A 15,576-nucleotide genomic window follows, 5' to 3' on the forward strand; every position below is an offset into this window, starting at 1 on the left:
AGGGCTACAATTGAATTTGTACCCCTTTTTTTCTATTGAAAATCAGTTTTGGAGCTGTTACTCAATTATAGAATATTAATACTCAGTGATTGATAATTCTGTCTTGTAAGGGGTAGTACCACATTGCTTGTTATTTGACTATTACTTTTCCATCCATTCCTTTCAAGTAGTGGAACCGACATATTAGTTCATATGTACCGGGAGTTTCAGGTTTTACGGTAATTGTAATTTCTTTTCCTGACGGGACTTCTACGTCAATTCCGAGCTTTTTCACCGTAAAGGTATGTTCTCTATTTCCTTTGTTTTTTAATAGCAACGTTGTCGTTTTTCCAGCCGAAACAGTGATGATATTCGGATTAAAGTAATCATCATTCAATTCAACCTCAATAGGCTGTCTCACAGCGTCGGATTCGGCAAATACACAGAGCGAACCTAAAGTAGTCATCACTACAATCATCGCAAGTGAAATGATTAATCCAGTTAATAGTTTTTTCACAGACATTTGCAATCCCTCCTTTCCTAAGCACTAGTGTTTTCAAATTTATAAAATATTATCACGATAAATAGGGTTTAGGCGTGGCTCACATAGTAATTCTTTCGGCAACTTCTAATAACCAAGTGATAACTGGAATAGGATTTGTGTAAATAAAAAAAGCCGCCACTACTGTGGAAGCTTTTCCAAATGATGTGCAATATCAATATACATATCGGAATAAACCGAATGGATTTCATTACTAGGCGCAGCGTTAGAAGAGAAGTGGACGATTACCATATTTGCTTTCGGATCGATGTAAAGCGTTTGTCCGTAACTACCTAACACTTCGAAAGCACCTTGTTCATTATGCGGAATCCACCATTGATTATGATAAGAAATGGAAGCACCACGACTAATTGCGAGCTCACCTTCTTGTACATTTTTCACACTTTCTGTAATAGCAGAAGGGACGATTTGTTTTCCGTTATATTGACCATTACTTAATAGTAATTGTCCGAACCTCGCCATATCTCTAGCAGTTGCATTTAAGCCAGCGCTTGCTTGTTCTACTTTTGTTTCATCTGTAACGTAATACGCGTTTTCTTCCATACCAATTTGAGACCAAATTCGCTCGCTTACATTTTCAGCTAACGATTTCCCTGTAATAGTTCGGATAATCCAAGCGAGTGTTTCTGTTGATCCGTTATTGTAAGAAAAAGCGGAGCCGGGTGGTGCAGTTTCTTCTGCTTCTAGTAACATATCATAAATTTTCATAGGACCCTCGTAGTTTTTACCTCGGGGTAAAATATTACTAGCTAAATATAGTTGTGCATCTTGATTTTCTAGTCCTAGCTGCATATATCCGTGAGTAGGGTATTCAGCGGAAACTTGCATGTCCAGTAATTGCTGAAGTGTAGCTGTTCCGAATGGTGTATTTTTTAATTCTTTTATGTAAGTTTCAGCTGTTTTCTCTACGTCAATTCGATTTTCTTCAGCGAGAGATTGTATAATTGCACCGGTAAACACCTTGGCTAACGATGCCATTCCATGAGGTTCACTCTCGTTATATTCATTGAAATATCGTTCATAAACAAGTTGACCATTCTGTACAACGACAAAAGCATCTGTTTTGTTTTCGTCTAAAAGTTTTTTTAGGGGAGTCGTATTTCCAAATCCACGCTCCACAGCAAAATCGTCTAAGCTTTGTAACGCGGTAGGGAAGGGAGCAACTTGGTCAGGGTTGTTTTTTACTTCATTTATTAAAGTGAATTCTTTCATATGTGTATACGACCAGCGTAAGTAAGGATCGTCTAACCAGTTTTCCTTCGTCACGTTATTTTTCGAGGGGGTCGTTTTATTATGTTTGAAGTATGTAAAACCAAGCCCTGTAATTCCAAATATCACTGTTAGCATAAGTAAGAGTAGGGGAGATTTTTTTAATTTCATATAGGTACCTCCTTTAGTTTCTATTATAAGTATACGCTCGTCGTAAAAGAAATACAAAATAAGGAAAGTAAACGGGTAAGTTTACTTTCCTTATGAACGTTAAGCAGATATTTGTCCGTCTGTATGTTGCTTTTTGAATTTTTGTTTTCGTCCGTGTAATCCATAATAAAGTAGTAAAGTGAACGCAACGATAATAGCTGCGATAAAATACATATTATGATAACTTGATTTGGCAGCGACTATACCTAAAATGAAAGAACCAAAGCCAATGCCGCTATCAAAGAACGAGTAGTAAGTAGCTGTCGCAGAACCACGTCGATGGTTTGGAGCGGCAGAAATCGCGATCGTTTGGAAACTTGGAATTAATGTTCCGTATCCTAAACCGATTAGCATACCTGCGCCAAGGAACCAAAATGAAGTTTGCGCTTGGCTTAAAATAAACATTCCAATCGTGAAAATAATGATAGCTGGATAAATAAGTACATTTTCACCGAAACGATCAAAGATTTTTCCTGTGAATGGACGAGAAATTACAACAACAAGTGCGTATAAAATAAAGAAATAACTAGCAACTTCGCTTAAACCGAGTTCTTTTGCATAAATAGGAATAAAGGATAAAATACCACTATAAGAAAAGGCTAAAACAAATCCTGTTAGGGCAATCGGAATAGAAGATGGTTCAATTAAGTCTTTCCATTTCATTTTTTCTCGTGTTTGTTTACTTACTGGTTTTTCATGAGGAATATTCACTATTAATCCTAATAAAAATGCGAGTAATGAAAATACCGAACAAACGATAAATAATGCAGTAAATGAAAAATGAGAAATAATTGTTAAACCTAAAAAAGGACCAATTACCATTGGTAGACTCATAAATACACCGTAATAAGCAAGTGCTTCACCGCGTCTATGAGCTGGTGCTACATCAGTTACAATTGTTCCAGTTGCTGTTGTTGCCATTCCGAATCCAATACCATGTAAGAAACGAAGGGCAAGTAATAAAAATAAACTTTGCGTACCGAAATACATAACAGTAGCGGCTAAAAATAGTGAAAGTGAAATGAATAATATTTTTTTTCTTCCTAAATCATCGAGCCATTTTCCTGTGAATGGTCTACATAAAACAGATGAAATAAGAAAAACAGTTGCAACTAAACCAATTTCCTCAGGTTTTCCTTTTAGGCCGTCTATAACGTAGACGGGCAGAGTAGTCATAAGCATGTAAAATGTTAAAAAGAGAAACAGACTACTAAAACAAGTTCCGAGGAAATCCTTCGTCCAAAGTTTTTCACTTTGCATCGTCATCCCTCCAATTTAATCTAAATTTTTAATAATTTGTTGTAACACTTGAAAAGCTTGATGTAAGTCTTCTTCTTTAATACCTTCTAGCGTTTTTTCTTCAAAAGAATCAACTTCTTCTTGCCATACTGGTATCATTTCTAGTGCTGTTTCCGATAATGAAATGAGCTTCTCACGGCGATCTTTTCCTTCTGTACGAATAATCCAGCCCATCGTTTCCATACGAGTTAATGTGCGAGTCATCGTTGGTGATTCCACATTTAAATACTGGCATAATTCTGTTTGGGTACAAGATCCACTTTGATTGATGCGGAAAATAACAGCCCACTGCGCACTAAATAATCCTGTTGGAGATACACGTTCATTAAATTTCTTCGTAAACTTACGAGAAGTTTGACTGACAATGTGGAAAAAATGTTGTTTTTCGTCCATGTATTTGGATCCTTTCAAATTAGTTACCTAGCTAACTATATACTTTTTTATTATAATTGTCTAGTAATAGACATGTTGTATTATGTAAAAATTTCGTATAGTTTTTTTGTTGAGAACATACATTCTGCGTGGTATTCTTTAAGTAAGTAAAGAATTTTCTTTCTATTAAAAAGAATGGGGGAAATTGTGATGATTAAGCCTGCAACAATGGAGTTTGTTTCACTATCGAATGGAGAAACGATTGCGTATCAAGAAGTTGGAAGGCAAAATGAAGAAATGCTCGTACTCATTCATGGGAATATGACATCGTCACAACACTTTGATTTAGTTATTGAGAAACTACAAAAGCAATATCATATTTACGCAATTGATTTAAGAGGATTTGGACAATCGACGTATAATAAGCCGATAGATTCATTACAAGACTTCGCAGAAGATGTAAAACTATTTATCGATCAATTAAAGCTAGAGAAGTTTTCGTTAATGGGATGGTCAATGGGCGGTGGTGTTGCGATGGAGTTTACAGCGAGCTACCCAACTTTTGTAGAAAAACTAATATTAGTAGAATCGGTAGGGATGAAAGGGTACCCGATATTTAAAAAAGATATTAACGGGCAACCAATTGGATCGAGTTTATTAAAAACGAAAGAAGAAATTGCGCTAGACCCAGTGCAAATTGCACCAGTACTAGATGCAATAAAAAATATGAATAAAGTATACTACCGTACAGTGTGGAATCTATTAATATATACACATAATCAACCTGAACCGGATCGTTATGAAAAGTATTTAGATGATATGTTAACACAGCGCAATTTCGTTGATGTGAATTATTCATTAGTTACATTTAATATTTCAGATGAACATAATGGTGTTGTGCGAGGAAATGGACACATTCACCGTATCCAAGCTCCAACACTCGTCATACAAGGTGACCGCGATTATGTCGTACCACAAGTAGTTGGTGAGGAATTAGCGAAACATTTGCCAAATGCGGAGTTGAAGGTGTTAGAAGATTGCGGGCATTCACCGTTTATTGATTGTTTAGATGTATTTATACAGCATGTAGAGGATTGGTTAGACAATAAATAATTCCCGAAATATTAAACCTTGCATATACTATAGCATTTGTATGTATAAGGGGAGAGAGTCAATGCATAATCCATTTTTAATATATCATTCTCCATATAATCATCAATATATAAAAATTATTATTGATCCGATGTATATGCAAGTTTCACCAGCAGTAGTTCCTTTACAAGTGCAGCAGCAACCAATAGTTCATTCACATCAATACTTATATGGTCCTTCATTTTATGAAAATCCATATTTTAAACATTTTCATTACCATGTGAAAGCGCAAGTTTGGGAAGGATAAGAAGCTAAAAACTATATTTTTTAGCTTCTTTTTTATTGTGAATATTCGTACACGCATGTAAAGAAACCGTTTATAATGAAAAGTGGAAAGTGTGAGAAGGAGGGGGAAAAGGATGTCAATGCGTTTTACTTTTTGGATTATGGCTGGAGTTGCTGCAATTTCCGGTTTATCACAAGGAATGTTACTACCTACAATCGCCATGATTTTTGAACAAGAAGGAGTTAGTTCAACTATTAACGGTATTCATGCGACGGCATTATACATCGGGATATTATTTATTTCACCATTTCTTGAAAAACCGATGCAAAGATTTGGAATGAAACCAATTATCGTAATTGGTGTTTTTCTCGTTATTATTTCATTACTCTTTTTTACACAAACATTTTCATTTTGGGTATGGTTTATTCTTAGATTTTTAGTTGGCGTTGGAGATCATATGCTTCATGTCGGAACACAAACGTGGATTACAACAACGACAGACCCTAGTAAAATAGGTAGGCAAGTATCGATATACGGCGTATTCTGCGGAATTGGTTTTGCAATTGGCCCTTATCTAGCAAGTACAGTTCAGTATGGTCTAGCAACGCCATTTATCATATCTACTATACTTTGCTTAATAGGCTGGATTTTACTTTTACCAACGAAAAATGCATTCCCAGCACAAGATGAAACGAAAACTGAAAGTGAATCATCCTTTTCTCGTTATAAACAAGTCGTGGGATTAGCTTGGATTGCACTTATTGGTCCACTTGCATATGGTGTGCTTGAAGCAATGCTAAATAGTAATTTACCAGTATACGCCCTTCGCAAAGGGTGGTCTGTATCAGATGTTTCTTTCTTAATACCAGCATTCGCGATTGGGGGTATTATTACACAAATTCCGCTCGGTATATTGAGTGATAAATACGGAAGAGACCGTATTTTAACATGGACATTCAGCATAAGTACTGGCATTTTCCTACTTGCAGCAGTATTTAATCAATATTACTGGATCGTCTTTGCCTGTATGCTTTTAGCCGGTATGGTCATTGGATCGTGCTTCTCATTAGGACTTGGATTCATGACAGATTTATTACCGAGACACTTACTACCAGCAGGTAATATATTATCAGGAATCGCCTTTAGTATAGGGAGCATTATGGGCCCTGTATTAGGAGGCGTATTTATAGAGAAAATACAGTATACAAGCTTTTTTATTGCGGTTATGATTATAATGGGTATTCTCGCAATGTTATATATTATTTACATGAAGAATCAATTCGCATCAAGAAAAATAGAAAGTAGGTTAGGGCATGACAAAACAACCTAATAAAAAGAAATTTGAAGTTCTCGAAAATGAAACAATTACAGACTGTTTAGCACGTATGGAACAAGAAGGATATGCACCATCTCGTCGCATGGAAGAGCCGATCTTTCATGAAGTGAAGAAAGGCGGGAAAACAGAAGTTGAACCGTGTGGTAGAAAAATTGTTTTTGAGGGGAAATTGAAGTAATTTAATAACAGATTTTCTTTACGGTATAGAGCCATCCAGTTCATTTGAGTTGGATGGCTTGTTTTTTTATCCCACATTAACGGGCAGCCCGATTGGTGAGGGCTGATTAAAGTTTCACTTTATTGATCAATGAAGAAATAGGGAGATTAGGAATTGAATAGAATGAACGGATATTTTTTAGGAAGAACGAAAAGAAATTAGTTGTACGGACATGGATTCTAGAGCTACTATAATAAATTAAAAATAAAACTTTGCAACAGAGCCTTTATTTATTGTTTTTGCTAAAACTTATGTACAATTCACAGTACGAAACAACAAATATAAAATGCTACTTCCTTTTTTATTTCTCCTAATCGGCTTCTTTATATTGGGTGGAGAAAAGATTGCTACTTTATTCGTATATTGATAAAATAAGTTCTTGGGTCTTACTTGTTGTTATCAGAATAATGATTGTCGCTCAACTTAAAGAAATTAGTTACACAGATTTCGCGCTATCTAAAGAGGGGACGGCAGCGATTCCCTCTTTTTGGAGCCACTCACAAACGTAAAGCAAGAGAGGAGGCTATATGAGCTATTCTCCTCTCTTGTTTAGATTAACCAACTACTACAATTGGAACTGGTATTTCAAATTTAACATCCTGTTGGATAATGTTTTTCTAGCAATCTATTAATTCTGATGGAAACGATAGGTTGTTAGAAAGTGTAAAACCAAAATAAGCTGTTTAAAAGTTATTTGTTAGAATTGGTTATAAGTAATAAAACAGAAAAGAGGATTACATGTTACATAATTTACAGAGAAATAAAAAGTTTTTTTTATTATGTCTTATTTTTTTAGTGATTTTAACCGCTTGTGATAAAACAGATGTTAAGACATCTAAAGCATCATTACCACCGGCTCAATCAAATACAGATAAATCATTAAAAGCACCGAATTGGGTAGATAAAAGTCCTATTCAAAAGGCTCCTAATTTTATTGAAGATAAAAAAGTAAAATCGGTAGTGAATTTATTAGCAACGGGTGATAATTTATATCATGACGCAGTAATTAAAGATGGCAAACAAAAAGACGGTTCATATGATTATAACTATATTTATGAAAATATCAAAAAAGCTGTTAAATCAAGTGATCTTGCTATAGTGAACCAGGAGACTCCAATTGCAGGAAATAATCTAAAAGTACAGGGATATCCTACTTTCAATACACCTGAAGAAGTAGGTCAATCTTTAGTGGACACTGGATTCAATATAGTGACTCAAGCGACAAATCACGCTATGGATATGGGGATCAAAGGTGTTTTGAATACAAGAGAATACTGGAAGAAATATCCGGATGTTATCCCAGTAGGTATTAATGAGAGTCAAAACGAGCGTAATGAAATAAAAACGATTACCAAAAATGGTATTCGCTTTGCGTTACTTAATTATACATATGGTACGAATGGAATTAAAATTCCAGCTGATAAGTCTTGGGCATTAAATTTAATTGATAAAAAAGCGATACAAAATGATGTGGAAAAGGCAAAGAGTAGCTCTGATATGGTGATTGTTATGGTGCATTGGGGAGTAGAATATACCTCTACACCTTCAAAGCAACAAAAAGAAGTTGCTCAATATTTAACAGATTTAGGTGTAGATGTAGTAATTGGAAATCATCCACACGTAATTCAACCAATTGAGTGGAAACAAAATAAAGATGGACATCAAACACTAATCTATTATTCTCTTGGAAATCTTATTTCTGCTCAAGAAAAATTAGAAACATTGGTTGGCGGACTATCTTATATACAATTTGTGAAGTATGAAGATGAAACTTTTGGTATACGACAAGCGGCATTCGTACCGACAGTAACTGACTATGCTGATGGTAAGACACATTTTAAAATTCAATTTTTAAAAGATTATTCGGATGAAGATTCTAAAAATCATGGGATTAAAAAATTTGTTGGCCCCGTTTCTTTAGAAAATTTCAAGGATATTCCTAGAGATGTGTTGGGAAATTGGTATAAAGACTAATAAACAAAAAGGGAATGAGATACAATTAAAAAATTTATAATTTTAGCATTGGTATTGACATTGGGATGGAGCCTTGCTGCTTGTAGTGGAAAACAAACATCTCAGGAAACTACTAATAATAACGATAAAAATAAAAATGAGATAAATGCGAATAAAAAAGATGTTTTACCTATCTCTGATCTTAATGATTGGAGAATTATTCTTGTAAATAGAGAACATATGTTACCAAAGGAACTAGGGATTGAATTAACAAGTATCACCCAAAATGCTAAGCCCAATATGAAAATAGATAGCAGAATTGCAACTTCCTATCAGGATATGGTAACAGCTGCAAAAAAAGATGGAATCAATCTTTATTTAAGATCAGGTTATCGAGCTATAAAATTACAACAAACTTATTATGATGCGTCAGTTAAAAGTTATAAATCTCAAGGTTTGTCGGATAAAGAGGCTAGTGCTAAGGCATTGGAATATCTTCAGTATCCTGGTGCAAGTGAACATCATACTGGATTAGCGTTAGACATTATTTCAGTTGAATGGCAGAATACTGTAGAAGATTTAAATGCCAAATTTGAAACTACCGATGCATTCAAATGGTTAGATAAGAATGCTGCAGAGTATGGGTTTATTCTCCGCTATCCGAAAGATAAAGAGAATATTACTGGCATTAAGTATGAGCCATGGCACTATCGTTATGTAGGAAAAGAAGTTGCTATTTATCTAAAAGAAAAGGGATTAACTTTAGAAGAGTATTGCGAAAAAATTAAGTCCGACAAATAAAAATACACTTTGATTCTATTAAAAAGCCAGTGGATCTGGAGGATGTGTTAATCTTTCTCCTAGTATTGCGAAAACTGTGTATGATAATGTAAGCACGTATGAACCGATATATGTATCAAGAACTTAAATCTATAAAAGAAGCAGTGAAAAAGGATCTGATATTCGTATCAGATCCTTTTTCATGCGTAACATAGAATACTTACAGTATCTGCTTAACTAGGCTTTAGAGACTGCCTGTTTTACAGGTGCTACAATATTGACCTTGCTATCTTTTTTGTTTTGGATGCTGGATTTTCTTAGCTTGATAGAAATGTAGAGGTAGACCAAATACTACGATTGGTAGTGTTTTTTATTTATTAGGATATTGAGAAATTTATTAAGGTGAAATAGTTGGTGTAGGGAAAAAATTTTAGGAGCTGAGTAGGGTGAAGAGATATTTTGTTAATAATAGATTGGTTGAATGAAATAGTAGATATTCTTGAGATTGACCAATTTTACTCTTGATCGCGTTCTTTGGGGAGTTTTTATAGCTTTGTATTATGTAAAATGGATAGGAACAAAATAAACCCCCTCAAGAATAAGGGTGTTCTTGAAGGGTTTTTTTATGCTGTATATATTTTATATTGCTTGTAACGTATTAATGATGTTCAATTTTAGAAATTTCAGCGCGTTGAATATAACCATCAGAGAAGCTGAAATAAAGAGAATAGCTTCCTCGATTATATATAAAGCCTTCACTAGTCATATCCTCTCCGATTCCATCTGGTTCACCAAACCACTCTTTTAATTCGTTGATAGAGATATCCATTTTCACCCATATATATCTAGCGTCCGAAGGGTACATATCAATATTATAATCTCCGTATACCGCTGTATTAGGTGCATCACATTCTGTACATGGTGCTTGCTTCCAAACATCAGGCGCTCCAAATTCTTTTTTTACCTCAGATATATCTTTACCTAGTGCATCTAATTTAAATGGACCAAACGTCCCATTCTGTAAAGCTGTTGTTAACATTTGTTTCAGTTCTTCTTTTGAATTGATGTTGAAATTATAAGATCTGTTCTTTGCTATTGCATTATAGAAAAATTGGGCATACTGTTCACGCTTCACAAGCATGTTGCCATTAAAATTAGCTGCCTCGTCACCTTGTGCTATACGGTTACTACGCAGTGCATTGGCAGATTCGTAGGCCCAATGATCTTTTGGTACATCTTTAAAGTTCTCTTGTCCTTTTGAATTTAATTGAAATGCTTTTTGTAACACTACTGCCATCTCATACCGAGTTAATACATCATCTGGACGAAATGTACCTGTTCCATCACCTTTCATAATTCCAGCTTGCGCAATGGCTTTAATATCCTTTTCAAACATATGATTTGTAATGTCACTAAACATATTCGCCTGTTTATCGTCTGCTATTAAACCTAAATGTCGATTGACTAAAGAAGCTACCTGTCCTCTAGTAACATTGTCCCCAAAACCAAATTTCCCATTTCCATATCCCTTATAAATCCCTGCTGACGCTAAGTAATCGATAGCAACTTTTGACCAGTGGTCCTTTGGTACATCTGTAAATACAGTGTCATTATTGCTAACTACCTTATAGCTATTTTCATTAAAGTTTGTTTTCGTAGTTGTTTCTGCATTTACTGTGCCTACCATCGTTGTAGTTGCTAGTGCTGCAGTTATTACTAATCCGAAAAAATTTTTAACTTTACTTGTTTTAAAGCCCATTTTGGAACCCCCCTGTTATATCAAATATTTACATCGTGATTATAACATATAAACGATAAGTATTTACCATAAATTTCTATGGAATAAATATCTATTTTACTAATCTGCATGAAACTTAATCATAATATCTATAAATATTCATCTCTATTTAAAAATGGTATATAGAGTGAAATGTAAAGTAACTCAAAAATATACAATAAAAGTTGATGTTGAAGTTATTTTTGCTTAATTTACTTTTATAAATCCATTCAACAAAATCATCTAAATACCTTTTCGCTATTTGTGGACAGTAAAATGCTTCTTTTTTCAATCTACGATAGAAGACAGAACGTATATTTGGTATAATCAAAACATACTATATGAAACGATGTACATGAGTTTGAGATTTATGTAATAAGGTAAGTAATACATAACAATAACTACTCTTTATAGGATTCAGTTCATGTTATACAAATCAATCGTTAGAAAGGAAAAGAAGTAATGAATCAAATTTCATTTGAAGATTTATTTGAAGAAGAAAACGAAAAAGAAAAAGAAAAGGTGGAGGTAGCTGAAATACCAGTACCTTTATCGCCATTGCAACAAGATATATTAGGATTATTTAATTCTGAAGAAATAAGTGCACTGGAGCTGTGCGAACAATTAATACGAGCTGGTAAAATACCCGATGAAAGATTCACTACGAATAAGCCGAAAGCATATGGACAAGTATGCTTACTATTAGAAGGTTTTGTTAAAGAAGGAAAGCTTATTTTTGTCAAAAGTGATGAGAAAAGAGATAGGGTTTATAAATTGAATGAAGAAGTTTTTAACGGATAAGGTGTACAGGGGGGATGAATAATTTCCTAGGGGAGTTCATTCGTTTTTCTCATCAAAAAGGTGTCAATCTTGCTTAGATTGACACCTTTTTTGATCATCTAACATCTAACATATTTACGTTTGAAACCAAGTCTTCCTCTATCAAGTTCTTTCTGAATACTCTCTGTAGCATTTAGCAAACTGCTCTTTTTATTTTCACGTTTTATTTCAACTATACCAACTTCTTTTGCAATTTCGACTGCTTTTTCGTGTAGTGGCACATATGAAATTGCTACAGTGTTTAGGAAATTATTCATAGCGGATTTTGTTCGTTCTGGCGAATCATGAATCGTATTTTTCACAATTGTATAGGCTTGTAGAAAAAGTATATTAAAAAATGCACTAATAAATTATTCTCCTTTTATTTATGATGATCGCCGTAAGGTCATTGCCCAAAATAAAAGAGCACAAGCACTAACAGATACACCTAATATGCATACCCCATCCCAACCATATTTTGCATACATATTTGTTGAAAGAATTGCACCTGTAGCACTACCGATAGAATAAAAAATCATGTAACTGGCAGTGAGTCGACTTCTTGCTTCGGGACGCACTGTGAACAGCATACTTTGATTGGTTACATGTACAGCTTGCACAGCTAAATCTAAAAGGATAACACCGATAACTAGTAGGAATAGAGAATGGTTCATTAATTTAATTAAGAGCCATGAAAGTAATAATAAGGATAAGGCTATGCCAGTAGTTCTTTCTCCGAATCCGTGATCAGCAAGTTGTCCGGCCTTAGTGGCAGCTAATGCACCAGCAACTCCAGCAAGACCAAATACTCCGATAGCTGTATGTGATAGATTTTATGGTGCAGCACTTAGAGGTAAAACTAATGAAGTCCATAAAATACTGAATGAAGTGAAAATGAGCAATGCTAATATTCCGCGAATGCGTAAGTGGCGCTCTTCTACAAATAATAAGAGAACGGAATGTAATAATTTACGATAGGTCATAGCTGTTTTTTTATGTTCAAAATTAGGTAAATTACGATATAACAAACAAATTACGAAGAGCATAAGTACAGCAGAGGTAAGATAAACGGAACGCCATCCGGCTAGATCTGTTAATGTTCCGGAAAATGTACGTGCAAGTAGAATTCCTATTACGACACCACTCGTGACGGAACCTACTATTCGCCCACGGTCTTTTGGATTAGCTAAAATGGATGCGTATGCGACGAGTGTCTGCGTAACAGTCGCAAGAATTCCGACTAAGGCCATACCTATAAAAAGTACGGTACTTGAAGGAGCAGATCCGATTACAATTAAAGCGAAAACGGATAAAAGCATTTGGAAAATAATAAGTCTTTTTTGGTTTAACAAATCACCAAGTGGAACTAATAAAAGTAATCCGAGTGCATAACAAACTTGAGTAATAGTAATAACGAAGCCAATAGTTGAATGGTTGATTTTAAACTCATTTGATAAAGAATCAAGTAGGGGATGAGCGAAGTATATATTCGCCACAGCCATCCCGCAAGCTATTGAAAATAATAGAGTTATATAGCGGGGCATGATTGTATTGATAGTTGATTGGAACTGATCATTATTCTGTGTAAAAGCAGTTGTCATTTGTTCTTTAGCATCCATAATATCATCTCCTTTTGTTTTTAAAATAATGTACCGAACGGTATTTTATTTATTAAATAAAATATAACCAGGGATAAATTATTGTGTCAAGTGAATTGATTTCAGTTTATTTTGACATATCATTTATAATTTAATACGATATATAATATACTGATTGGTACATAAAAACGTGATTTGTAATTTAGAAAACAGGTAAAAAAAGAGGTAAAAAAAGAGGAGGGGTTAAATGGCTCGACTACGCGAATTTGATAAAGAAAAAGCTTTGGATGCTGCTATGCAACTTTTTTGGGAGAAAGGATACGCTGCTACTTCATTAAGTGATCTAACTGCTAAAATGGAAATACAAAGACCGAGTTTATATGCGGCATTTGGTGATAAAGAAGGGCTGTTTGAAGCTGCATTACGGAGATACACAAATATACACGCGACCAGCATTCGAACAAAACTTCAAAAAGAACGATCTGTAAAAGAGGCCATTCGTACATTTTTTGAAAATATGGTGGAAGAGGAATATAAAAGAGAATCAAATAAAGGCTGTTTTTGTATTAACACAATGGTTGAGCTTTCTCCTCATAATGAAAAATTTGAAGTGTTGACTAGAGAACATCAAATGTACCTTTCAATTATATTTCAAGAATTAATCGCCAAAGGTATTCAGTCTGGAGAACTGCAAAGTGATGTGAATGCTAAAGCTTTAGCACAAACGCTAGTCACTTCATTAATTGGATTAACAGTGTTAATGAAATCTCGCCCAGAACGTTCAGTTGTAGATAATACGGTATGTATCATATTATCGTTACTAAAATAAATATTTCAATCAACTATGTCGATTGTAGACACTCTTATTTATAAACTTTCAACCTTAAGCACTGAATTGTCTATGAAGGCAACAAGTGCTTTTTGTTTTCGGGTAAATATGAGCAGGTGAATCATAATGGTTGTCTGCAATGTATGAAGATTGTTGGAGACATTTGTAATTAGATATTAGATAAGAGGGGAATGAAAAAACTATATAAGCCCCTTCAAAGCCCCTCATAAGCACCTACCAAGTAATAAATCACTAAGAAAAAACAAAAACAAAAACAACTACAAGAACAAAACAAGTGCGAAAAAATAAAACCGGCGTAGTAGTAGTAAAAAAATTTGGAACTCGAATGCCAAAACCGTTTGCTCATTCCTATATTTATATTGAAGGATTGGAATTTTCCTTTTTACTAGTAAAGAGCGGAGGGGAAACTGATGGCGGTGTACCGTAATGTGCAGGTGAACTTTTGGCAAGATGAATTTATTTTAGATTTAACGCCAGAAGAGCGTTATTTTTACATATATTTGTTAACTGGTACGAAAACGAAGCAATGTGGTATTTACATATTACCGAAGCGTTTGGCAGAGCTTGAAACTGGTTACAGTATGGAGACTGTTGAGAAGTTATTGAACCGGTTTGTGGAATACGGGAAGATTTTATATGATGCGGAAACGAAAGAGTTATTCATTATAAATTGGTTACACTATAATCCTATTTTTAATATGAACATAGAGAAATGTGTATTACGTGAGCTGAAAATGGTGAAAAGTAAAGAGTTCCTGCATATGTTTTTACGTAAATGTATTGAAGAAGAATGCAAGATTCCGTTATTACTTCAACATTTTGGAATGCCAGAGGAAGAGGTTAGTAGTAATTCGCAACAAGCGATTATTCAAGAGAAGGAAGAGGCAGAAGAGGTAGAAAGAGTAGAGGATGCCACTCCGCATAGTGAAGTTTATAAGTTTTACGAACAAAACATTAGTAATCTATCTCCATATATCGCGAAGGAATTAAAGGAATGGATGCAAAGGATTTCAGGAGATAGAGTACTAGAGGCACTTAAAATTGCGTTTGAAAATAATAAGGGAACGTTCGCTTATGTAAAGGGGATTTTGAGGAATTGGTGTGGGGATATTAGTGAGGAAAAGTGTGTAATAGGAAGTTTAGAGCGAAGGAGAAGTATTTTGAGTAGTGTTTTTTTATTTACATAAATTTAATACAGAATATACGTTCGTATTCGGTAGGTTGTATGCTATACTAT

At 34.5% G+C, this 15,576-nt stretch carries 15 protein-coding genes and 3 pseudogenes; 11 read left to right on the forward strand and 7 right to left on the reverse strand.

Translation table 11 applies throughout. From position 1 onward, the window contains the following. Positions 1-130: 130 nt before the first annotated feature. The 4 genes from BAQ49_RS03325 to BAQ49_RS03340 form a co-directional block, all read right to left on the reverse strand. Positions 131-502 carry a cupredoxin domain-containing protein gene (locus BAQ49_RS03325; RefSeq protein ID WP_071744180.1) on the reverse strand — a complete coding sequence of 124 codons (372 nt, stop codon included), beginning with the start codon at positions 500-502 and terminating at the stop codon, positions 131-133. 159 nt (positions 503-661) lie between these two features. Continuing rightward, positions 662-1,921, reverse strand: coding sequence for a serine hydrolase domain-containing protein (locus BAQ49_RS03330; RefSeq protein ID WP_071744181.1), 1,260 nt, complete (start codon positions 1,919-1,921; stop codon positions 662-664). 99 nt (positions 1,922-2,020) lie between these two features. Beyond that, on the reverse strand, positions 2,021-3,220 hold the full coding sequence (locus tag BAQ49_RS03335; protein WP_071744182.1) for an MFS transporter: 1,200 nt from the start codon (positions 3,218-3,220) through the stop codon (positions 2,021-2,023). Between the two features lie 15 nt (positions 3,221-3,235). Further along, positions 3,236-3,652 carry a MarR family winged helix-turn-helix transcriptional regulator gene (locus tag BAQ49_RS03340; RefSeq protein ID WP_071744183.1) on the reverse strand — a complete coding sequence of 139 codons (417 nt, stop codon included), beginning with the start codon at positions 3,650-3,652 and terminating at the stop codon, positions 3,236-3,238. Between the two features lie 189 nt (positions 3,653-3,841). Here BAQ49_RS03340 and phaZ point away from each other — a divergent pair, with 189 nt between their 5' ends. From phaZ to BAQ49_RS03370, 7 genes and pseudogenes are all read left to right on the forward strand, one after another. After that, on the forward strand, positions 3,842-4,744 hold the full coding sequence (gene phaZ / locus BAQ49_RS03345) for an intracellular short-chain-length polyhydroxyalkanoate depolymerase (RefSeq protein ID WP_071744184.1): 903 nt from the start codon (positions 3,842-3,844) through the stop codon (positions 4,742-4,744). 61 nt (positions 4,745-4,805) lie between these two features. Then, positions 4,806-5,030 carry a hypothetical protein gene (locus tag BAQ49_RS03350; RefSeq protein ID WP_071744185.1) on the forward strand — a complete coding sequence of 75 codons (225 nt, stop codon included), beginning with the start codon at positions 4,806-4,808 and terminating at the stop codon, positions 5,028-5,030. 112 nt (positions 5,031-5,142) lie between these two features. After that, a complete protein-coding gene (locus BAQ49_RS03355; protein ID WP_071744186.1) occupies positions 5,143-6,339 on the forward strand; it encodes an MFS transporter in 1,197 nt (398 codons plus the stop codon). After that, entirely contained in the window at positions 6,323-6,523 is a 201-nt protein-coding gene (locus BAQ49_RS03360) for an NETI motif-containing protein (RefSeq protein ID WP_071744187.1), read from the forward strand. Before BAQ49_RS03355 ends, BAQ49_RS03360 begins: the two co-directional genes overlap by 17 nt. Before the next feature lie 265 nt (positions 6,524-6,788). Continuing rightward, positions 6,789-7,071: pseudogene (locus BAQ49_RS32035) on the forward strand (DUF817 family protein); the annotation flags it as partial. Positions 7,072-7,300: 229 nt separating this feature from the next. Then, positions 7,301-8,536 (forward strand): CapA family protein, encoded by a 1,236-nt coding sequence (locus BAQ49_RS03365; RefSeq protein ID WP_071744188.1) that lies wholly within the window; start codon positions 7,301-7,303, stop codon positions 8,534-8,536. A gap of 48 nt (positions 8,537-8,584) precedes the next feature. Next, entirely contained in the window at positions 8,585-9,316 is a 732-nt protein-coding gene (locus tag BAQ49_RS03370; protein ID WP_071744189.1) for a M15 family metallopeptidase, read from the forward strand. Positions 9,317-9,953: 637 nt separating this feature from the next. Here BAQ49_RS03370 and BAQ49_RS03375 read toward each other — a convergent pair. Further along, positions 9,954-11,054, reverse strand: coding sequence for an S-layer homology domain-containing protein (locus tag BAQ49_RS03375; RefSeq protein ID WP_071744190.1), 1,101 nt, complete (start codon positions 11,052-11,054; stop codon positions 9,954-9,956). Between the two features lie 480 nt (positions 11,055-11,534). On the opposite strand from BAQ49_RS03375, the gene BAQ49_RS03380 reads away from it, so the two are divergent. Further along, complete coding sequence (locus tag BAQ49_RS03380) at positions 11,535-11,873, forward strand: DUF3895 domain-containing protein (protein ID WP_071744191.1); 339 nt, start codon at positions 11,535-11,537, stop codon at positions 11,871-11,873. A gap of 98 nt (positions 11,874-11,971) precedes the next feature. Here BAQ49_RS03380 and BAQ49_RS03385 read toward each other — a convergent pair. Together BAQ49_RS03385 and BAQ49_RS03390 are read right to left on the reverse strand one after the other, a co-directional pair. Continuing rightward, positions 11,972-12,217 (reverse strand): annotated as a pseudogene (locus BAQ49_RS03385) (DNA alkylation repair protein); the annotation flags it as partial. A 60-nt stretch (positions 12,218-12,277) separates the two neighbouring features. Further along, positions 12,278-13,510: pseudogene (locus BAQ49_RS03390) on the reverse strand (MFS transporter). Positions 13,511-13,736: 226 nt separating this feature from the next. Between BAQ49_RS03390 and BAQ49_RS03395 the strand changes: the two are divergent. The 3 genes from BAQ49_RS03395 (at position 13,737) to BAQ49_RS03405 (ending at position 15,526) form a co-directional block, all read left to right on the forward strand. Further along, positions 13,737-14,318: a TetR/AcrR family transcriptional regulator gene (locus tag BAQ49_RS03395; RefSeq protein WP_071744192.1), complete on the forward strand. Its 582-nt coding sequence runs from the start codon at positions 13,737-13,739 to the stop codon at positions 14,316-14,318. Positions 14,319-14,613: 295 nt separating this feature from the next. Further along, positions 14,614-14,766, forward strand: a complete 153-nt coding sequence (locus BAQ49_RS33240; RefSeq protein ID WP_208610841.1) for a hypothetical protein — start codon at positions 14,614-14,616, stop codon at positions 14,764-14,766. Further along, entirely contained in the window at positions 14,750-15,526 is a 777-nt protein-coding gene (locus BAQ49_RS03405; RefSeq protein WP_071744193.1) for a DnaD domain-containing protein, read from the forward strand. Before BAQ49_RS33240 ends, BAQ49_RS03405 begins: the two co-directional genes overlap by 17 nt. Positions 15,527-15,576 lie beyond the last annotated feature (50 nt).

The sequence above is a fragment of the Bacillus proteolyticus genome (assembly GCF_001884065.1).
GTDB lineage: Bacteria > Bacillota > Bacilli > Bacillales > Bacillaceae_G > Bacillus_A > Bacillus_A proteolyticus.